This window comes from Paenibacillus sp. FSL H7-0442 (assembly GCF_038593105.1).
Classification (GTDB): Bacteria; Bacillota; Bacilli; order Paenibacillales; family Paenibacillaceae; genus Paenibacillus; species Paenibacillus polymyxa_D.
Genome location: NZ_CP151963.1, coordinates 1749071 through 1768812 on the forward strand (window position 1 = coordinate 1749071; position 19742 = coordinate 1768812).

At 44.0% G+C, this 19742-nt stretch carries 20 protein-coding genes; 16 read left to right on the plus strand and 4 right to left on the minus strand.

Features of this window, described 5'->3' with window-relative positions:
• The first annotated feature begins 8 nt into the window (after positions 1–8).
• The 6 genes from MHH57_RS07940 to MHH57_RS07965 all read left to right on the plus strand — a co-directional run bounded on the left by MHH57_RS07940 (position 9) and on the right by MHH57_RS07965 (position 3904).
• A complete protein-coding gene (locus MHH57_RS07940) occupies positions 9–794 on the plus strand; it encodes an LPXTG cell wall anchor domain-containing protein (RefSeq protein ID WP_230584968.1) in 786 nt (261 codons plus the stop codon).
• A gap of 143 nt (positions 795–937) precedes the next feature.
• The gene (locus tag MHH57_RS07945; protein ID WP_029516579.1) at positions 938–1165 is read left to right on the plus strand and encodes a hypothetical protein; all 228 of its coding nucleotides are present in this window, start codon (positions 938–940) and stop codon (positions 1163–1165) included.
• Between the two features lie 122 nt (positions 1166–1287).
• Positions 1288–2451, plus strand: coding sequence for a WXG100 family type VII secretion target (locus tag MHH57_RS07950; RefSeq protein WP_165145185.1), 1164 nt, complete (start codon positions 1288–1290; stop codon positions 2449–2451).
• Positions 2452–2464: 13 nt separating this feature from the next.
• The gene (locus MHH57_RS07955; RefSeq protein ID WP_029516580.1) at positions 2465–2716 is read left to right on the plus strand and encodes a hypothetical protein; all 252 of its coding nucleotides are present in this window, start codon (positions 2465–2467) and stop codon (positions 2714–2716) included.
• Between the two features lie 140 nt (positions 2717–2856).
• Complete coding sequence (locus tag MHH57_RS07960; protein WP_069012772.1) at positions 2857–3405, plus strand: RNA 2'-phosphotransferase; 549 nt, start codon at positions 2857–2859, stop codon at positions 3403–3405.
• A 196-nt stretch (positions 3406–3601) separates the two neighbouring features.
• The gene (locus MHH57_RS07965; protein WP_017425931.1) at positions 3602–3904 is read left to right on the plus strand and encodes a DUF1805 domain-containing protein; all 303 of its coding nucleotides are present in this window, start codon (positions 3602–3604) and stop codon (positions 3902–3904) included.
• A gap of 149 nt (positions 3905–4053) precedes the next feature.
• On the opposite strand, the gene mtnA is transcribed toward MHH57_RS07965, so the two are convergent.
• Both mtnA and mtnK read right to left on the minus strand, forming a co-directional pair.
• Entirely contained in the window at positions 4054–5163 is a 1110-nt protein-coding gene (mtnA, locus tag MHH57_RS07970) for an S-methyl-5-thioribose-1-phosphate isomerase (RefSeq protein WP_342435008.1), read from the minus strand.
• Between the two features lie 5 nt (positions 5164–5168).
• Positions 5169–6392 carry an S-methyl-5-thioribose kinase gene (mtnK, locus tag MHH57_RS07975; protein ID WP_069012770.1) on the minus strand — a complete coding sequence of 408 codons (1224 nt, stop codon included), beginning with the start codon at positions 6390–6392 and terminating at the stop codon, positions 5169–5171.
• A gap of 312 nt (positions 6393–6704) precedes the next feature.
• Between mtnK and MHH57_RS07980 the strand changes: the two genes are divergently transcribed.
• The 7 genes from MHH57_RS07980 to MHH57_RS08010 all read left to right on the plus strand — a co-directional run bounded on the left by MHH57_RS07980 (position 6705) and on the right by MHH57_RS08010 (position 13379).
• Positions 6705–7175, plus strand: a complete 471-nt coding sequence (locus MHH57_RS07980; RefSeq protein ID WP_013309551.1) for a Dps family protein — start codon at positions 6705–6707, stop codon at positions 7173–7175.
• A gap of 390 nt (positions 7176–7565) precedes the next feature.
• Positions 7566–8348, plus strand: coding sequence for a Fe-S cluster assembly ATPase SufC (sufC, locus tag MHH57_RS07985; RefSeq protein ID WP_029516585.1), 783 nt, complete (start codon positions 7566–7568; stop codon positions 8346–8348).
• A gap of 23 nt (positions 8349–8371) precedes the next feature.
• Positions 8372–9676: a Fe-S cluster assembly protein SufD gene (gene sufD / locus MHH57_RS07990; protein WP_025719242.1), complete on the plus strand. Its 1305-nt coding sequence runs from the start codon at positions 8372–8374 to the stop codon at positions 9674–9676.
• Positions 9673–10896, plus strand: a complete 1224-nt coding sequence (locus MHH57_RS07995) for a cysteine desulfurase (protein ID WP_165145264.1) — start codon at positions 9673–9675, stop codon at positions 10894–10896. Before sufD ends, MHH57_RS07995 begins: the two co-directional genes overlap by 4 nt.
• Positions 10886–11308: a Fe-S cluster assembly sulfur transfer protein SufU gene (gene sufU, locus MHH57_RS08000; RefSeq protein ID WP_013309555.1), complete on the plus strand. Its 423-nt coding sequence runs from the start codon at positions 10886–10888 to the stop codon at positions 11306–11308. The genes MHH57_RS07995 and sufU overlap by 11 nt, the downstream gene beginning before the upstream one ends.
• 30 nt (positions 11309–11338) lie before the next feature.
• On the plus strand, positions 11339–12736 hold the full coding sequence (sufB, locus tag MHH57_RS08005; protein WP_013309556.1) for a Fe-S cluster assembly protein SufB: 1398 nt from the start codon (positions 11339–11341) through the stop codon (positions 12734–12736).
• Positions 12737–13016: 280 nt separating this feature from the next.
• A complete protein-coding gene (locus tag MHH57_RS08010) occupies positions 13017–13379 on the plus strand; it encodes a YmaF family protein (protein ID WP_029516587.1) in 363 nt (120 codons plus the stop codon).
• Between the two features lie 293 nt (positions 13380–13672).
• Here MHH57_RS08010 and MHH57_RS08015 read toward each other — a convergent pair whose 3' ends face one another.
• Complete coding sequence (locus MHH57_RS08015; RefSeq protein ID WP_029516588.1) at positions 13673–14512, minus strand: manganese catalase family protein; 840 nt, start codon at positions 14510–14512, stop codon at positions 13673–13675.
• 205 nt (positions 14513–14717) lie between these two features.
• Between MHH57_RS08015 and MHH57_RS08020 the strand changes: the two genes are divergently transcribed.
• Positions 14718–15572, plus strand: coding sequence for a manganese catalase family protein (locus tag MHH57_RS08020; protein WP_029516589.1), 855 nt, complete (start codon positions 14718–14720; stop codon positions 15570–15572).
• 169 nt (positions 15573–15741) lie between these two features.
• On the opposite strand, the gene MHH57_RS08025 is transcribed toward MHH57_RS08020, so the two are convergent.
• The gene (locus MHH57_RS08025; RefSeq protein WP_029516590.1) at positions 15742–16806 is read right to left on the minus strand and encodes an HD-GYP domain-containing protein; all 1065 of its coding nucleotides are present in this window, start codon (positions 16804–16806) and stop codon (positions 15742–15744) included.
• 317 nt (positions 16807–17123) lie between these two features.
• Between MHH57_RS08025 and MHH57_RS08030 the strand changes: the two genes are divergently transcribed.
• Together MHH57_RS08030 and MHH57_RS08035 are read left to right on the plus strand one after the other, a co-directional pair.
• On the plus strand, positions 17124–18578 hold the full coding sequence (locus tag MHH57_RS08030; protein WP_069011215.1) for a bifunctional UDP-sugar hydrolase/5'-nucleotidase: 1455 nt from the start codon (positions 17124–17126) through the stop codon (positions 18576–18578).
• Entirely contained in the window at positions 18532–19692 is a 1161-nt protein-coding gene (locus MHH57_RS08035; protein WP_069011214.1) for an HD-GYP domain-containing protein, read from the plus strand. The genes MHH57_RS08030 and MHH57_RS08035 overlap by 47 nt, the downstream gene beginning before the upstream one ends.
• Positions 19693–19742: the final 50 nt, after the last annotated feature.

The window sequence follows — 19742 nt, forward strand, 5'->3', positions numbered from 1 at the left end:
CTGATAAAATGTATAAAAAAATAATTGGTATTGCGTTTTCTTGTATCTTATTGTTACCTATAACCGTCTTAGCGGCAAATGAGGTTCCGAAAGAAGTTGAGCAGTCTATTGAAAAGGATTTGGGGAATTTCAAAGATGATATTAGAAAGAATACAGGATTTAAAATAACAACTACTAAAGAAGCGGAAAATTTAACTCTTGATGAAGGTTTTAAGGTTTACACTGTTAATTCTAAAGCTGTTAGATCAGGGAATACAGATAGAGCTAATGACATTTTAAAATCTAAAGGGTACTTATTTTCCATAAAAAGTGGACAACAAAATAATGGTATTGTTTTTTCAGAAGATGGGAAAAGAATACGATCAGCTTATAGTGATCTTGAGTTTCCGAGTCAATTCGAAGAAGCAAAGAAATTGATTGGCTACGATGAAAGCAGCAAACTGATATATGATGATCGACTGGCTACGGTTGCTCTAATTTCTGATATAGATGGGAAGGAAGTTGTGGTTCCTCTTAGAGAGAGCGTATACATGGAATTTAAGCCATTGAAAGTATACAATTTACAGGAGTTTGTAGAGTTTCTATCTGCCAATGAGAAGGCTCGGCAAGAAGCTTCTGAAAAAAATGATTCAGATGAACTGATCTCTGGGGGGAGTCCATCTAATCTAAACTCGACTACTTCGCAGCTCATTACAAGCAAAATCAGCACAGAAAAAGTGTCACTATTTTCTATTGCAGGGTTAGCAATTATTGGTGGCATTTTTTTCGTAATTAAAAGAAGAAAAAAGTTATAGATTAATCTTGTATACAATAAACTGTGTAATAGTTTTGATATAATTAGACGGCTTGGCGGGCTGGAATTATCTATTTAAATTCAACTCAGATAATGAAGTGTTGTAGGTGGCTAGATGGATATTCCGTCTAGCCTTTTTGATTTGTGTTGAGTTGGAAAGAATCTGGAGTGAGGGATGGGAGCGCCAATCTAGAAGGGAATAATCAGCATACATATGAAAGTGCTGAGCAAAATAATTTTGGTCAGCAAAAAACACAGGCTGATATTGCACATGAGTTAAATATAACAACTCAGCAACTAAGAAACTACAAAAAACTCCTTACGCTTATCCCTGGGTTGCAAGATATGGTTGAAGATCATGGCACGTTTTAAGTCTTTAGACGTAGGTAGAAAGGTTAATCCTTCATATAACAATTAGGAATTAAGTTCATTTTCCATAAATCGGAATAGTGTTACTATGTCATAACGAATTCATGACTAGAGGTAACTAACCTATGACAACTATTAAAGTGACGCCTGAGCAACTTATGACTATCTCCAAGCAGTTTGAGTTAGCACAGCAAACGGCAACTCAAGTGAATAGCAATTTAGTAAAACAAATTTCATCTATGGGACAATTGTGGGAAGGACTGACTAAAGAGCACTTTTACTATTCCTTCCAGACCTCTCAGAAGAATATGAATGACTTTGTTACCCTGATGGATTCTATTGCTAGGGAGTTACGTCACCATGCAGATAAATTCAGATTAGCAGATCTGATGGAAACAGGTAACATTGATGCAAGTTGTTTACCACCTCCACCGAATTCATGTGCTGTTCCTGCTCCAGATACACGAAATGCATTCCAGAAATCGGTAGATAGCTTAACTGAACTAGGTCAGGATTTTGTAGATGCTAATTCAGTACGTTATGAGAAAAAGTTTGATTCGGTTTGGAGCTTCTTAGATTATATGTCGTATGGTATTCCAAAAGGAATGTATCAAGGGTACATGGAACGAGCAGCTAAACAAAACGATTCGTGGAATGACATGCTCAATTTCAGTACATTTGGAATAACGGGTATGATTCAGGGCGCATTTAATCCTACCAATGCGTGGTCAAAGGAACATTGGGCTAATATGATTGGTACAGCAGGATTGTTTGGAGGAGTCAGCTCAGTTATTAAGCCTAAAATTGGTTTGAAACCATCTATTCAGTATGAGATTCCGAAGAATAATACGAGTTCCAGCTTACGGAATTCAATAGAATCTGAATCTAAAACAGAAGTACAAACAGGTGGGAGAAACGATCTTTCAATTGATGAATATTTTCGTAGAGAAGCTGAAGCAGATGAGATGTATGATCAAATCAGAGCTTCAGATAGTGATGTAAGAGCAATAGCTGAGAATTCTGGAATGAAGGAAAGTAGGATTCAAAGAATCAAAGAACACGTTTTCATAAAAGAACACATAAAATCAAGTGGTTATGGCAGATTTCATTCTGATTACGAAATAGCTCAAGCATGGGATAGATTACAAAAAGGGATACAAACAGAAAAAGATATGGATTTGCTTAACCATGAATTGTTTGAATCTAGATTTGAGGGTATATTTAAAACAGACTATGAGACTGCTCATAACGCTGCGGTAAGGTCGGGTCGTCCATGGGAAATAGAATAGAGGAGATTTTATAATGGGAGCATTTGTTTTACTTTTTAAAGAACATGAAGATGATACAGTAGTTATTTATAAATATGGTCCAAACGAACACACTATGGGGAAAATTCAATTAAACAAGGATACTAAGCTGTTCTCTGAAATTGAACCTTTACCAGATTCGAATCATTCAAACAAATTTTATTTTGATAGGGCTGCACAGCGGATGGCACGTTGCTTCGTTAAAGAAGGTGGTATATTTCCTGACAAGATGACATTTGAATCATAAAGTAGCTTCAGGAATACGAACCGAGCTTGCTCCATTGATAATAAAATGAGAGTAAGCTTTTTTCATTGCAATCTATCTGATTAAAGAGGAAAATTTTTATCCACCCTAGAATTAAGAGACGATTTTAGAAGGAGCATATCATGTTAACGCCAAAACAAGAAGAGAGCCTTAGTAAATTTATGAGTAAGATTCTTAGGCATACACCAGAACAGTTTGGTCTTGAGCTAGACCATGAGGGTTATTGTGACATTCAAGACCTGATTCAAGGAATAAGATCAGAGAATAGATGGTCTGACGTAAGCGAGTCGGATATCAAGCAAGTAGTAAGCCATTGTCCAAAACAAAGATATGAGATTGTTAATGGGTACATAAGAGCTAATTATGGGCACAGTGCAGGCAGATTGGATTATAAGGAGGCCACTCCACCAACCATTCTCTATCACGGTACAAACACAAAGGTAATCCATAACATTTTTACTGAAGGAATTAAGCCAATGGGCAGAAAGTATGTACATCTGTCTGAAGCCCTTGAGTTTGCAATTCTGGCAGGTAAAAGACGTGGGGAACTGGTGATCCTTGAAGTAGATACAGAAAAGGCATTGGCTAATCAAGTGAAGTTTTATAAAGCCAACCACGGTGTTTGGCTTGCCGACCTTGTGCCGCCACAGTACTTAAAAAAGTTTGAATAAAGCGTAACCCAGACCGTTAACGATGATCACCGAGACTAGATGAGAAAAAATACGTCTGGTCTTTTTGATATCGTCTATTTTGCTGTACATACATTCCCCTCCTAATATTTTGAATGTATCCACGGGCGTCCACACTCACCCGCAAATGCCGCATAAAATATCCCGGATGAACAAAGAGGAGGTGCATGTAATAACCATGATACACATGGAACCCATTCAAGTGGGTGAGCATACATTTATCGGAGTCGAGGTCAAACTGCCTAAAACAACGCTGTTGACGATCTCTAACTCCCGTGGTTACATCATGTGTGGTGCGCTGGATGTTGGATTGCTCAATGAACGGCTGGCGGATCGGAAAATCCTGGCCGCACGAGCTGTGGGGGTAAAAACACTAAAGGAACTGTTGGAAGCGCCGATGGAGTCAGTGACAACAGAAGCCGAGCAACTTGGAATTAAACCAGGGATGCCAGGCTATGAAGCACTATTGAAACTGGTGTAGTGAAGCCTATGTGCATATGTTGCATAAAAGTAGAGGAACAAGAACCGAAAAAAACCGGACTTTTTGGCTCCGGTTTTTTTCTATGAAAAGTTACACTCTATCGAGCAGACTATTCGGCTTTATACGAACGGTATGATCTGCAAGAACGATTAATCGGCAAACAAAGCGGGGAGGTTGTCGTTAAAGGGTGCTTGGACAATCCCTTTTTCGGTAATGATGGCGGTAATGTACTCATGAGGTGTAACATCGAAAGCTGGATTGTAGACTTTGATGCCCTTCGGGGCGGTCCGTTTACCAAAGCTTTCGGTAACTTCCTCCGCAGAACGTTCCTCAATCGGAATATCTGCGCCTGTTGCGGTCTGCAAATCAATGGTAGATAGTGGTGAAGCGACATAAAAAGGAATGCCATGCGCCTTCGCTAGCACAGCTAGACTATAGGTGCCGATTTTGTTGGCGACATCGCCATTAGCAGCGACTCTATCTGTGCCGACAATAACGGCCTGTACCCATCCTTTGGACATCACCATGCCCGCCATATTGTCACAGAGGAGGGTGACATCAATGCCTGCCTGCTGAAGCTCGAAAGCGGTCAGGCGCGCTCCCTGCAGCACGGGACGGGTTTCGTCGGTAAATACTTTGAGATGGATGCCGTTCTCATGCGCAAGGTACATGGGCGCGAGCGCTGTTCCGTATCTGGCTGTCGCCAATCCGCCTGCATTGCAGTGAGTGAGTACGCCCATTCCGTCCTCGAACAGAGGTAAAGCATGGATGCCGATCTGGCGGCATACTTCCTCATCCTCTGCCTGAATGGCTGTGGCTTCACGCTCCAGCCCGGCATTCCAGTCTTCGATCTGGCCCACGCTAGCATCAGCAAGGAGTTCGCCGGCTCGCTTCTTCATGCGGTCCAGGGCCCAGAACAGGTTCACTGCCGTCGGGCGTGAAGTAGCCAAATGTCCGCACACGTCGTGTACATGCTGCAGCCACCCAGCAGCGTCGGTGTCGTCGTAGGCGGTAGCTCCTAGCACAACGCCGTAGGCCGCAGCCATCCCGATGGCGGGCGCACCACGTACTTTCATGGCATGTATGCCATCCCATACTTCCTCGGCCGTGAATAAATCCAGCATGACAATCGTTTCGGGTAGCAGACGCTGATCCAACATGGACAAGCGGTTGCCTTTCCACACCAACGAAGATAGAGCCTGACCGGACACTGCAGCTTTCCCGGAGGTTACGGGGGCCGCTTCTTTCTTTTCACTCATATTCATTAAGCTCCTTTAGTTTGGGCAGCTGTTGCTGTCCGAACAATGTCTCCCAGTTCCCGAATCGAATGAAGCCCGCGATTGCGAAGAACCAAGGATTTACCGATAGATAACGCCAGACGTTCCGCAGCTTCCTTGAGGTCAGGATCGGCTATTGTCTCGATATCTGCCACATGCGACAGGCTGATGATACGGCGGATCACTTTGCACCCTGCAAAACCAATCGTATCTTGCAGTACTTTCTGGAGATACAAGTCCTGATATCCCGCTGTACGTGCCATATGATCGGTGACATGCTCGTCCCACAGTTTGCGGAACCTACGCTCAAACTGCTCCCATACCTGAATGGCAGTCTCCAGAACCCAGTCGCGCCTTTCTTTTAGAGCCTTCTCACCAGAGGTCCATCCGGGCTGTGCAGCGTAGTTCAACAGCAGATTGGCGATCACCGCTCCGATATCAAAGCCCATGGGTCCGTAGTAGGCAAATTCAGGATCAATGACTTTAGTCGATTCGGTCGTTACAAAAATGCTACCAGTATGAAGGTCACCGTGCAGAAGCGCTTCGGTTCGTGTCAAAAACTTTTCTCGCAGCAAAGCCACTTCCAGATGAAGCGCTTGATCTGTACGGAGTGCCTCTGCTTCGTCTTCGATGTACGCACCATAGTTGTTATTATCTGAGAACCGATACGGTTCATCCAGAATCAGATCCTCAGTTATTTTGCAGAGATCCGGGTTAATAAAACGTTTGACTAGGTCTTTTTTATCCTGCTGATTCATGCCCAAATCTGAGGTGAAGAAGAGCGTGCGTGCCAGAAACTCCCCAATATGATTAGCGAAATATGGATATGTGTTTCCTTCTATTAGCCCCTTGCGCATGATGGTGTGGGAGCTAAGATCCTCCATCACGGTCAATGCAAGCTCATCGTCATACGCCAGTATCGCAGGAACCAATTCGGGGCAAATGTGGTGCTCCTGCTGAAGGGCCTCGCGTTCAATACGGGCACGATCCAGTGAGAGCGGCCAGGATTCACCCACAATTTTTACATAAGGAAGTGCCTGCTTGGCAATGATACTCTTGTTAGATTCAGAATCCGTAATATGAAAAACCAGATTTAGGTTACCATCACCGATTTCCCGGCATTCCAGACGAGCTTCCTGACTAAAAAATCCGGGGATGTTCTTCACGAATTCGATTGCTTCTTCAGTCGTTAAAGGATGATATTGGGACAACGAAGTCACCTCCATAAATTGTGCACATGTAAATAGTCTGGGAATATCACAATATTAAACCAAGTATTTTGATAGGATAGAGAAAGTATAACGAAAATCATTGAAGTTTTGTACATTTTTTTTATGGAGGATCGAAAGAGGGAGAAAGGAGAACTCTTCTTTTTGTTTCGTTTCCGTATAGAGAGGGTAAGTATGAAACAGACGTCCGGCAGGTGATTAGGATGCCCGCTGGCGTCTTACCGTCAGCAATGACGGTGATGGATACGTAAACGTTCCTGAAAATCAATTTGATGAAAAAGGAAGGGATTTATGATGGCTAAAACAACAAGTAACTCGAAAAATACGCAAACCAAATCGGTGGAGGAACTTTTAAACCGTCAAGTCGCTAACCTCAATGTGTTATATGTAAAAATTCATAACTATCACTGGTATGTGAAAGGCTCCAGTTTCTACACACTCCATGTTAAATTTGAAGAGTTATACAATGAAGTGACATTGAAAATGGATGAGATCGCCGAGCGTTTGCTCGCGTTGAAAGGTTCACCTTCCGCAACATTGAAGGAGTACCTGGAGCTGTCGTCGATTCAGGAAGCAACCGGCAACGAAGATGCTCCCAAGATGGTACAAACCTTGATCGAGGATTTTGCAACGGTATGCGAGGAGTTTCAGGAAGGTATTGAACTGGCGGAAAGCAATTCCGACCAGCCAACTGCAGATTTGCTGATCGGCTATAAAGCGGATCTGGAGAAACATATGTGGATGCTTCGCTCTTATTTGGGCTAATTGTAGTGATGGGATTACGCTTTGAAATAAACTTTTTACATGTAAAACGCTACTGACGTCATGCTGTCAGTAGCGTTTTTATGGCTGAAAAGAGATCATGCACCTCGTGTTTTTTGTACAAATTTATAATTATATAAACATTCGCAGGATGTATTTTGCCATTTGTGTGCTTGGTAGGGTGAACATTTTATGAAGAAAGTTGGATAACGTGTGTCTGTTGGTTGCACCCTTCAAGATATTTATTATAAAATAACTTGAGAATCATTGAGAATCAGTTTAGAATGATTATAAATAAATTTTTAAATATTACTTGAAATCAGGGGGCTCCCCTGTTTAAATATACTTTCTGATTTCGACACCACACTACATTTTTTGGAGGGTATTGCGAATATGGCTACAAACTTTAAGATTGAAGGTCTCAAAGCGACCATTGAAGGCAAGGAAATTTTGAAAGGTATTAACCTCGAAATGAAGGGCGGAGAAATCCATGCCATCATGGGTCCTAACGGTACGGGTAAAAGTACACTTGCGTCTGCTTTGATGGGTCATCCAAAATATGAAGTCACAGATGGTAAAGTAACTTTGGATGGAGAAGACGTGCTGGATATGGAAGTGGATGAGCGTGCACGTGCAGGATTGTTCTTGGCGATGCAGTACCCGAGTGAAATTGCAGGGGTAACGAACTCCGACTTTTTGCGTAGTGCGATCAACGCGCGCCGTGAAGAAGGACAAGAAATCTCCTTGATTAAGTTTATCCGTCAAATGGAAAGCAAAATGAAAGAGCTTGAAATGAACCCTGAGTTTGCTCACCGTTACCTGAACGAAGGCTTCTCTGGTGGTGAGAAAAAACGGAATGAAATTTTGCAAATGATGATGATTGATCCGAAAATTGTCATTCTTGATGAAATCGACTCCGGTCTAGATATCGATGCTTTGAGAATCGTGGCTAACGGTGTGAACGCTATGCGTTCCGAAGATCGTGGTTTCCTCGTGATTACTCACTACCAACGTCTGTTAAACTACGTTAAACCAGATTATGTACATGTAATGATGCAAGGACGTATCGTTAAATCCGGGGGTCCTGAGCTTGCTGAGCGTCTGGAAGCGGACGGTTACGACTGGATCAAGGAAGAGCTGGGTATCGTTGATGAAACTGTAGGACAAGAGGCGTAAGCCGGAAGCGAGGAGGAAAACTAATGACAACACAAACAATCCTTCCGGTAGATTCCGAGCAACTGCGTGTTCTGTCCGAACGTAACGGCGAACCATCTTGGCTGGCTGAAGACAGACAAAAAGCACTTGAGCTTGCAGGCAAACTGGAGCTTCCGGTATTTGAAAAAACAAAAATCGAACGTTGGAAATTAAACGATTACGGTCAACATAAACAGAGCGAGGTCATTGCATCGGTAGGGCAGGTTCCTGCAGCCATTGCTGATCTTGTCAAAGAGCAACAGGAGGGCGGTCTGATTATTCAGCGCAACTCCGGCGCGGTATACGTGAAGCTGAGCGAGGAATTGGCGGCGCAAGGCGTCATTTTCACGGATTTGCAAACAGCCGTTAAAGAGCATGCTGATTTGGTTAAAGCTCATCTGAACACAGTGATTAAGGCAGAAGAGAATTCATTATCTGCATTGCACGCAGCACTCTGGAACGGTGGAGTATTTGCTTATGTGCCTAAAAATGTAGAACTGAACGTTCCGCTTCAAGCTGTATTCCTGACAGACGATGCGACTGCAACGTTTGCGCCGCATGTGCTGCTTATTGTCGAAAGTCATAGTTCCGTGACGTACGTAGACAACTATGTATCTGCGGATTTGGCGGCACCTGTTCTTCATAACGGTGCGGTAGAAGTTGTTGCAAATGCAGGGGCTAAAGTTCGCTATGCGACAGTCCATCAGTTTGGAGAGCAAGTAACGGACATTTCAATTCGTCGTGCCACGTTGGGAAATGACGCAGCTATCGAATGGATTGTGGGCGAAATGAACAACGGCAATACAGCAAGCAATACCATGTCCGTGCTCAAAGGCAATGGCTCCAATTCGGATGCCAAGATCATTGCTGTAGGTTCCGGCTCACAAAAGCTGAACTATACGACACAAGCACAGCATTTCGGCAAAAATTCCGCCAGTCAGATGATTACGCGCGCAGTGATGCGTGAAGAAGCGTCTTCCATCATTAACGGAATTACAAAAATTGAAAAAGGTGCTACCAAAGCAGATGGTCAGCAAACAGAACGTGTTCTGATGCTCAGCCCGAAAGCTCGTGGTGACGCTAACCCAATCCTGCTGATTGATGAAGATGATGTAACAGCAGGTCACGCAGCATCGGTTGGTCAGGTTAACCGTGAACAAGTGTATTACTTGATGTCCCGCGGGATTAGCCGTGCAGAAGCTGAGCGTCTGATTATTTATGGCTTCTTGGCACCTGTCGTATCTGAGATTCCGCTCGAAGGACTTCAACATCAGCTGCAAAGCCTTGTTGAAAGGAAGTTAGGCCAATGAATACTGCATTGATCCGTGAACAATTCCCGATTTTACATCAGGAGATTAACGGTCATCCGCTGGTTTATTTGGATAATGCGGCTACTTCGCAAAAACCGCTGGCGGTCATCGAGGCGATCAAGCACTACTACGAATATGATAACTCAAATGTTCACCGTGGTGTGCATACCTTGGGTAGCCGGGCGACGGATGCTTATGAAGGTGCGCGGGAGAAGGTAGCTCGCTTTCTGAATGCCAAGCGCAGTCAGGAAATTATTTTTACACGCGGAACAACAACGGCGCTGAATCTGGTGGCTTCTTCTTATGGTAGAGCTAACTGTAAGGAGGGTGATGAAATTGTCATCACACAAATGGAGCATCACAGTAATCTGATTCCGTGGCAACAGGTAGCCAAAGCCACAGGCGCAACTTTAAAATATATTCCACTTCAAGAGGATGGTAGCGTTGATCTTGCTGATGTGGAGAATACTATTACAGAAAACACCAAAATTGTAGCGATTGCGCATGTCTCCAATGTGCTTGGTGTTGTGAACCCTGTCAAAGAGATTGCAGCTATTGCGCATCGCACAGGCGCAGTTATCGTTATAGACGGTGCACAAAGCACACCACATATGAAAGTAGACGTGCAAGACATCGATGCTGACTTTTATGCCTTTTCGGGTCACAAAATGTGTGCGCCTACTGGGATCGGGGCACTGTACGGCAAGAAGGCGCTGCTGGAAAATATGGAGCCCATTGAGTTCGGCGGGGAAATGATCGACGATGTGGGATTGTATGAATCCACATGGAAGGAGCTGCCTTGGAAATTCGAAGGTGGAACTCCGATTATCGCTGGAGCTGTTGGTTTGGGAGCTGCTATTGATTTTCTGGAAAGCATCGGAATGGACGCCATTGCACAGCATGAGAGCCGTTTGTCCAACTATGCCCTCAAACGTCTCCGTGAAGTGGAGGGGTTGACGATATACGGACCGGCAGAACGTCATGTTGGGCTCGTAACATTCAACCTGGATGATGTGCATCCGCATGATGTAGCTACTGTACTGGATAGCAAAGGGGTGGCTGTACGTGCGGGACATCATTGCTGCCAGCCATTGATGCGCTGGCTGAAAGCCAGTGCAACTGCACGTGCCAGCTTTTATCTCTATAACACGGAAGAAGAAGTCGACGCTCTGGTCAGCGCCTTAATCCAAACAAAGGAGTATTTTGGCGATGCAACTTGATGACTTGTACCGACGCGTGATTATGGATCATTATAAAAATCCGCGCAATCGCGGACGTTTTGAGGATGATGCCGTTACGGTGGATTTGAATAATCCTACGTGTGGTGACCGGATTTCCCTTCAACTCAAAACGAAAGACGGCGTGGTCGAAGATGCCCGTTTTACTGGTGAAGGCTGCTCGATTAGTATGTCCTCAGCTTCGATGATGACAGAAGCAGTCAAAGGAAAAACGATTGATCAGGCATTGGATATGGCAAGCCGCTTCTCTTCTTTAATGAAGGGGGAAGCCGTCGAATTTGATGATTATGAAGAATTGGAAGCTTTGTCAGGCGTAAATAAGTTCCCGGCCCGCATCAAATGTGCGACACTGGCTTGGAACGCGCTGCGCAAAGGGATTGATGAAGATAAATAATTTAAATAGAACAGAGGAGGTTTGAGAAACATGGCCAAGAAAGCACCGGAAATGGAAGAGTATAAATACGGCTTTCGTGACGAGCACAAGTCCATTTTCCAAACAGGTAAGGGTCTCACTCCGGAAATCGTAAAGGAAATCTCCAAAATTAAGGATGAGCCAGAATGGATGCTGGAGTTCCGTCTGAAGGCACTAAAGCAGTTTGAAAAAATGCCAATGCCAAACTGGGGCGGAGATATGGATGAACTGGATTTCAACGATATCCAGTACTATGTAAGACCTTCCGAGAAACAAGGGAAGACGTGGGAAGAGGTTCCTACGGAAATTAAAGAAACCTTTGATAAACTGGGTATTCCCGAGGCGGAGCAAAAGTTTTTGGCTGGTGTATCCGCACAGTATGAATCCGAGGTTGTCTACCACAGTATGCAAAAGGAACTGGAAGATCAGGGCGTTATTTTCATGGATACCGATACGGCGTTGCGTGAGCATCCTGAGATTCTGAAAGAGTATTTTGCAACAGTTGTACCTCCTGCGGACAATAAGTTTGCAGCACTGAACAGTGCGGTATGGTCAGGCGGGAGCTTCATCTATGTACCAAAAGGTGTGAAATGTGAAGTTCCATTGCAGGCTTACTTCCGTATCAACTCGGAAAACATGGGTCAATTTGAGCGTACGCTCATAATTGCTGACGAAGACAGCTTTGTGCACTATGTAGAAGGCTGTACGGCTCCGATTTACAGCACGAACTCGCTGCATAGTGCCGTAGTCGAAATTATTTGTAAGAAGAACGCACGCGTTCGTTATACAACGATCCAGAACTGGGCACCAAACATTTATAACCTGGTAACCAAACGTGCGGTTGCAGAAGAAAATGCAACGATGGAATGGGTCGATGGTAACATCGGTTCCAAGTTGACGATGAAGTATCCAGCCGTTGTATTGAAGGGCCGTGGAGCGAAAGGGATGGTCTTGTCCATCGCTGTTGCAGGCAAAGGCCAGCATCAGGATGCAGGTGCGAAAATGATCCACTTAGCACCAGACACCACGTCCACCATTGTATCCAAGTCGATCAGTAAGCATGGCGGTAAAGTAACGTATCGCGGATTAGCTTCATTCGGTCGTCAGGCTCAAGGTGCAAAATCCAATATCAAGTGTGATACGTTGATTTTGGATAATCAATCAACCTCAGATACTATTCCTTATAATGAAATCATGAATGATGACATCACGCTTGAGCACGAAGCAACGGTTTCCAAGGTATCGGAAGATCAGCTGTTCTATCTGATGAGCCGTGGTTTGACTGAAGCAGAGGCAACGCAAATGATCGTTATGGGCTTTATTGAGCCATTCACAAAAGAACTGCCGATGGAATATGCGGTAGAGATGAATCGTTTGATCAAGTTCGAGATGGAAGGCAGTATTGGTTAAAATCCATTAACCCTTGGTGTCACGAGTTTTTGAAGTAATCTTAAGCTTGTTAAATCCGAGTCATGCCGATTTTATGCCGACTCGGATTTCCTGCTAGTATAGGAGACGAACTTTTTAAGTTCGTCTTCTTTTGTTTTTTCTGTGATACCTAAGTCCATAAGCCTTCTTTCTACTACAAAAAAAAATTATGCTTAGGACTGCAGATAGTTGCCTAGCACTTATGTATGTTTGCTTAATAGGATGTTGTGAGTGACATAAACATAAGGAGGCATGCCAACAGATGCAGAAGAATAAAGCTGGAGTGAAGAAGAAAACCCTCTCTTCTAAGCAGACACAGAGACATGTACATGAATTTGAAGGTAGCACCAAACTGGCCGAAGAAGGTGCAGACCGACATAACCACCGCTTTGCAGGTGTTACTGGGCAAGCGATTCGAGTTGGAAGAAGTCATGTCCATGAAATTGATCTTACGAAAACTGATTTCGTGAACCATTTTCATAATCTGAGAAGGATTAGAACAGGGCCCGCTATTCCAGTCGGAAATGGTAAGCATGTACACTTTGTTACGGGCCAAACTACATTAAATGATGGTCATGTACACCAGTTTAATTTTGCAACATTGATTCAGGCACCTCTTATTTAATGAACGGTGGTTTGACCGAAGCTGAGGTAACACAAATGATTGTTATAGACATCTGCTCATACAGAATGAGAGCATCGTCTTTGAAATCAAAAAGCTCTGCTAACCATAATTGGTCGGCAGGGCTTTTAGACTTACATAATTCTGTACTTCATGATTTATGATCGGCTATGATTTTATGCCTTATGATAAGCCGCCTTATTCGAATATTAAGTATATATTTTTTGTAACATTTTTATGGTCAGTGTCACCAATAAGCAATTCTTTAATGTTGGGACAGCTCGTCTGCCACTTGTTTATTTATCTGAAGTTTTATGGTCTAAGTCATGATGTAACTCGGTTGCTGGTATTTTGGCATTATAGATTTGTCCTTTGGCAACTGGTTTTGAGATGTATACATAGCTCCCGGTTCCATCCGGCGCACTCCCTGTTGCCCACAAACCTTCACTAGATTCTTCGCCCTCAGACAAATTCCAAAACTCATAAGCTTCAGGCTGAGACTCTTGTTCTGCCTCAGGGGGAAAAGAAGCCGGAACCACAACACCGTTTTTCTCTTCTAATTCTTGGATTGCCGCCATCCACTGATACTGGTGATAGCGGTCACGCGCTAGCATTTTCCGTAGTGTAGCTCTGACGCTTTCATCTTGTGTCATATGATATAGCCTTGCTACCTGCAATCGACCCTGACTCTCTGCGTGCAAATTGGATCGCATATCTGCCAAAAGGTTGCCACTTGCGACGATATAAGAGCCGTTCCATGGAACTCCATTTGAATTAGTAGGCAATCCGCCTAGACCGCTGACCAGCAAATGCTGTGGGTTAATTCCCCCCATTATGGCAGCTGTAACAGGGTCTTTTGCAGCTTGTTCTTGATCTTCTGGTTTAGCTCCATCAAGTAGTTGACTAATTAAAGCACACAGCATCTCCACATGCCCTACTTCTTCAGTTCCAATATCCATCAGCATATCTTTATATTTTTCATCACCGCGACAGTTAAACCCTTGAAATAAATATTGCATCATTACGGTCATTTCTCCAAATTGCCCTCCCAAAACTTCTTGTACCTGCCGGGCAAAAAGAGGATCAGGGCGCTCTACTTTCACTTCAAACTGCAACTCTTTTTGATGTCTAAACATATTTACTCCTCCTATAGCTAAAGCAGCTTAGTGAATTCTAACTGTATTTAACCTTTTCAAGATGTAATAAAACGAGGAGCAGCATCACAAAAATCGATACGGGTCTTTATATTTAACTTTCTGTTTGTTTGGTTTGTATATAAATTATTAAAGAGGGAAGCCTATGTTTCACTTTAAAATGAAGAGTCTAAGGAGGGTATTTGAATTGTATTTTTATAAGGAAGATTTAATTAACTTAATAGTACCCGATAAGCCCGATCCTGCTGCTGCTAAAGTGATTCAAGAAGTGTTAGGTGGTCGATTCGGAGAAATGCGTACTATGATGCAGTTTTTCTTTCAAAGTAATAATTTTCGTGGTAATGCTGTGCAGTACAGGGATTTGATACGAGGAGTTTTTCTAGAGGAGCTTAGTCATGTTGAACTGGTCCAACATACTATAAATCAACTTCTGACTGGCTCAGGCGCAGATCAAGCCGGCGATGCGGGAATGGATCATGCTCCTTTAGATGAGGCGATAAAACACGCAAATCCTCATCATTTTATTATGGGAGCCCAAAGTTCCTTACCTGTTGATGCAAGTGGGAATCCTTGGCTAGGTAGTTATGTTTATTCCCATGGGAATCTGGTTAGTGATTTGCTTGATAATCTCGTACTCGAATCTACAGGGGTCCTGCAAAAATCCCGAATTTACGAAATGAGCTCGAACAAAACATTCCGGGAAACGTTGGCTTTTTTGATTGTGAGGGATAATGCTCATCAAAACGCGTTTGCCAAAGCATTAGAGACACTTGGAGTTGATTGGGGAAAATTGTTCCCGGTTCCAAATTACGATATTAACAAGTATCCAGAATGCCGGAAGTATGTTGAGATGGGCTTTCACAATGCGCAGTTTAATTTTCGATTGGATTCTACCCGTATTGGGGAAATATTCAATGGGCAAACTCCAAGCAGAAACGGTGGGGATTTGAGTGTAATAGATCCTCCTGAGGGTTTTCCTCTTCCGTATATGCCCGAATTGCCTAATGAACATAGTCCAGGGCTACACGATCTTACCACTTAGGATTAAACCATAAATAAAGATAGTAACAAGGTTAATATCCGTAACTTAAAAAGAGGCTGTCCTTCGTAGAAGAACCTACGAATCAAGGACAGTCTCTTTTTATTCGCGTAGTCTGTGCTTCGGCAAAACATTTCGTTCCACCGAAGTAACGCCGGGAGGCAGTAGCGGATCAGGATTCCAAATAAATTTCATCAATGGATACATGGCGTTCCCTAGACAAATCTACATATTCATCATCGTTAATTCTTACTAAGGGTCTGAAGTAATCAGCAGGATTGTTCAGAATGATCGTTCCTGTCTGACCTGTAGTCAACAGAACCTGCTTATTAATGAAATTAGGAAGCATGTGTCTGATGAACACTTGGGTAGCTTCTGGGTTTAGATGTCCAAAACTCATGCTGTGCAGCTCGCGTAATACGGTGAGTAGCTCCTGCTTCGTCTGATACACACGATTGGAAATCATCGCGCTATACACGTCGGCAATAGCTGTTATGCTGGCAAAAGGATGAATTTCTTCCTTGAACAGACCATGGGGATATCCACTTCCATCTTCACGCTCATGATGCTGTAAGGCGACAATTGCAGAAATCTCATCGCTGGTTGAATTGCGAATAATATCATAGCCATATAGCGAATGTTTCTTCATTTCATGAAATTCTTCAGGTGTCAGTTTATCCGGTTTGTTCAAAATTTCATCGGGTATCATGGACTTGCCTATATCATGTAAATATCCAGCTTTACCGGCGGCATATGCTTCTTCTTCCGTATACCCAAGCCATGTGGCAATGTAATATGACAGTACGCCTACTTGGAGAGAATGATTATAGGTATAGTGATCTCCCCGTTCCATAATTAACAGCAGAGATACGACATCTTTTTGACGAGCTAGCTCTGAAACGAGAGGGCCGAACAGCTCATCAACTCGATATTCATCAAATTTGCCAGTTGAGGAAGCTTCGAGAAACATACTTTCAAAGCCACTGATCGTCTGCTCCATGAGAGGAACGGCACGTTTGAGGGACTCGGGGGAAGCTGGAACATCGGGGGCAAAGTCAACCGGAATGCTCGCAGAACCGGCATCAATGTCGATATAATCGACACCGTGCATAATGAGCTTGGAAATATCGTCATGCTGTAGCTCGGTGCCCTGAACCATGACAGGCACACCGTGCCCATTGTATGTATCGGATTTGAGGCGATCTCCTGGCTTGGCATCGGTAACGTGTACTCTCATGCGCTAACCTCCTTATTGTCGTAAATTTGTCGAAAATACGAAACAAACTTAATATATCAAGAATTATATGGGATGACAACGACTAATTTACTATTATTCCAAGCTGTAAAATAGGTCCCAGGAACCCAATTCCTATCAGATACCTACAATAGATAACGTCAATACTTTTCACTATGTTTGTAATATGAGATTGCCCAGAGACTACAGCGAAGCTTAAGGACTATGTCCACCCATATGTACCATATTGCTAAATAACATGATATGCTTAAACATTAGAAGCTCCAAAGTCGATATATAAAATATAGAGGAGGGCGGTTATGGAGATGACGACTCGGCAAACGTTGACCATTTTGCATACCAATGATATCCATAGTCATTTTGGCAGTATGCCTTCGATAGCCGCGATGATTAATGAACGAAGAGCTGCATTAGGGGATGCGCTACTTGTGCTTGACATAGGAGACCACATGGACCGGATGGCCCCCGAAACGGAAGGAACGCTAGGTGGGGCAAATGTGGATGTGATGAATCTAACAGGATATGATGCCATTACGATCGGTAACAATGAGGGACTGACTTTTACCCCGGATATGATTGAACAGGCATATGCGGGCATTCATTGTCCGGTCATATGTGGCAATATGACTGAGTGTGCCACAGGGATGAGTCCTGCGTGGATGAAGGAATCCCTTATCGTAGACAAAGCAGGAATCAAGGTCGGTTTACTCGGTGTGACGGCTCCTTTTGTAGAGTATTATCAATTGCTGGGCTGGGATGTGCTCAATCCGTTTGATGTGCTGGGGAAGCAGATCGCGGCACTGAGAAAGCAGGTTGATGTTTTGGTCGTGATGTCGCACCTGGGTCTACCTTCCGATAAAAAGTTAGCGTCGCAATTTCCTGAGATTGACGTTATCCTTGGAGGTCACACCCATCACGTGCTGGAGGAACCGCTTTGGATCGGGAAAACAGCTTTATGTGGGGCGGGTAAGTTCGGAACGCTGCTGGGTGAAGTGACGCTAAGTCGTAACAATAGCCTCGAACCGTTTCGAGTCACGTCAGGCGGTGTAGTTCCTGTGGATCTGACAATACTGGACGAAAAAGTGGCATCGGCCATTGTGGTGCATCGCAGACAAGCAGAGCGCGCCATGGAGAGCACGGTTGCTGTGACGGATCGGAAACTGGAGATCGCATATGATCAGGAATCCCCTTTCGGGAATATGCTGGCACAATCAGTGTCCCATTTTACAGGAACAGAAATTGCCCTCGTCAATGCGGGACAACTGCTCGGCCCATTACCTCAAGGGGATATCAGTAAAGGAATCCTGCATTCCTTATGCCCTTCACCGATTAATGCCTGTGTTATGAAGTTGCGGGGGAGCGATATTCGGTTGGCGCTGGAGCAGTCTTTGCTGCCTGAATTTGCGGACAAGCCTATGACGGGCTTTGGCTTCAGAGGCAAAGTGCTTGGTACGATGTGTGTGGAAGGCTTGGCTATTCAGTATGACCCTGGCCGTGCTCCTTATGAAAAAGTAACGGACATTCGTGTAGCAGGTCAACCTTTGGAAGAGCATGAGGAATACACAGTGGGCACGTTGGATATGTTCACTTTCAAAGCAGGTTATGAGGTGCTTGCGAACGGAACAGATCTCCGATTTATGCTTCCAGAATTTTTACGGGATTTGATTGAAATGGAGTTGAAGCGTCCGGGCGCGATGGAAGAATGTTTTGCAGCTAGGTGGCTTCAGGTATCAAAACAATCGGGAGAGGATTAAGCTGCGACTGGTACCTGTTACATTATTGAGAGCCGGCATGAAGCTGGGCAAAAAAATATACAATGAAAATGGAATGGTGCTGCTCTCGGAAGGTGTTGAGCTTACTTCGCGATTGATTGAACGTCTAGGCCAAGTCGGTATTGGATATGTATACATTGAGGATGCTGTGACAGAAGATATCGTCATTCCTGAGATGATCCATGAACAGACAAGGGCGGCGGCGCTACAGGAAATCAAAAAGCAATTTCAAGGGTTGTCATCCTACTCCGTAGATCATAAGCACAAATATTTTGGCAAGTCATTTTATAAGGTGATGGAATCTATTCTGGACGATATTGGAGGCCGGCAGGACGCCGTCATTATGTTGATGGATATTGGGGCCGCAGATCAGGATTTGTATCATCATTCTTTGAACGTATGTCTATATTCACTTGTACTGGGAATTTCCAACGGCTACGATAACAATCAGCTGATGGAGTTGGGAATAGGTTCACTACTGCACGATATCGGTAAAATGAAAATTTCACCTCAAGTACTCTATAAGCCGGGCAAATTGACCGACGAGGAATATGAGCATATGAAAACACACACGGTGATCGGCTACAAGCTGCTTAAAGACGAACCTGGAATTCCCTTGTTGTCGGCTCATTGTGCATTACAGCATCATGAGCGTATTGACGGCAGCGGATACCCACACGGTTGGAAAAAGGACCAGATCCACGAATATGCGAAATGGATCGGCCTGGCAGACTCGTACGACGCAATGACAGCAAGTCGGATATATAAGCAGGCTTTGTTGCCTTATGAGGCGATGGAAGTGCTGTACGCCGGGGCAGGAACGTTATATGAGCAGCGAATGCTAGAAGCCTTTCGTGACTGTGTGGCTATTTACCCCTTGGGACTCTCTGTGGTGCTCAACACGGGGGAAGAGGGGGTCGTGGTGCGTATACATTCCAAAATCCCGCAAAGACCCGTCATTCGCATTGTAAGGGACCGGGATGGGCAGGAAGTGAAAGCACCTTATGATGTGGATTTGTCCATATCCCTCTCGGTTATGATTACAAATACATTGGGTGCTACTGTGGCCCCTTTCGGAGGAGTACACGTAGATTAGCAGATGATGTGGAAGAAAGCATGCAGACACTTTACACATCATGATATGAT

Coding starts and splice junctions, on each gene's coding strand:
- MHH57_RS07940 (WP_230584968.1), top strand. CDS start 9: ATGTATAAAAAAATAATTGGTATTGCGTTTTCTTGTATCTTATTGTTA.
- MHH57_RS07950 (WP_165145185.1), top strand. CDS start 1,288: ATGACAACTATTAAAGTGACGCCTGAGCAACTTATGACTATCTCCAAG.
- MHH57_RS07955 (WP_029516580.1), top strand. CDS start 2,465: ATGGGAGCATTTGTTTTACTTTTTAAAGAACATGAAGATGATACAGTA.
- MHH57_RS07960 (WP_069012772.1), top strand. CDS start 2,857: ATGTTAACGCCAAAACAAGAAGAGAGCCTTAGTAAATTTATGAGTAAG.
- MHH57_RS07965 (WP_017425931.1), top strand. CDS start 3,602: ATGATACACATGGAACCCATTCAAGTGGGTGAGCATACATTTATCGGA.
- mtnA (WP_342435008.1), bottom strand. CDS start 5,163: ATGAGTGAAAAGAAAGAAGCGGCCCCCGTAACCTCCGGGAAAGCTGCA.
- MHH57_RS07980 (WP_013309551.1), top strand. CDS start 6,705: ATGGCTAAAACAACAAGTAACTCGAAAAATACGCAAACCAAATCGGTG.
- sufC (WP_029516585.1), top strand. CDS start 7,566: ATGGCTACAAACTTTAAGATTGAAGGTCTCAAAGCGACCATTGAAGGC.
- sufD (WP_025719242.1), top strand. CDS start 8,372: ATGACAACACAAACAATCCTTCCGGTAGATTCCGAGCAACTGCGTGTT.
- MHH57_RS07995 (WP_165145264.1), top strand. CDS start 9,673: ATGAATACTGCATTGATCCGTGAACAATTCCCGATTTTACATCAGGAG.
- sufU (WP_013309555.1), top strand. CDS start 10,886: ATGCAACTTGATGACTTGTACCGACGCGTGATTATGGATCATTATAAA.
- sufB (WP_013309556.1), top strand. CDS start 11,339: ATGGCCAAGAAAGCACCGGAAATGGAAGAGTATAAATACGGCTTTCGT.
- MHH57_RS08010 (WP_029516587.1), top strand. CDS start 13,017: ATGCAGAAGAATAAAGCTGGAGTGAAGAAGAAAACCCTCTCTTCTAAG.
- MHH57_RS08015 (WP_029516588.1), bottom strand. CDS start 14,512: ATGTTTAGACATCAAAAAGAGTTGCAGTTTGAAGTGAAAGTAGAGCGC.
- MHH57_RS08025 (WP_029516590.1), bottom strand. CDS start 16,806: ATGAGAGTACACGTTACCGATGCCAAGCCAGGAGATCGCCTCAAATCC.
- MHH57_RS08030 (WP_069011215.1), top strand. CDS start 17,124: ATGGAGATGACGACTCGGCAAACGTTGACCATTTTGCATACCAATGAT.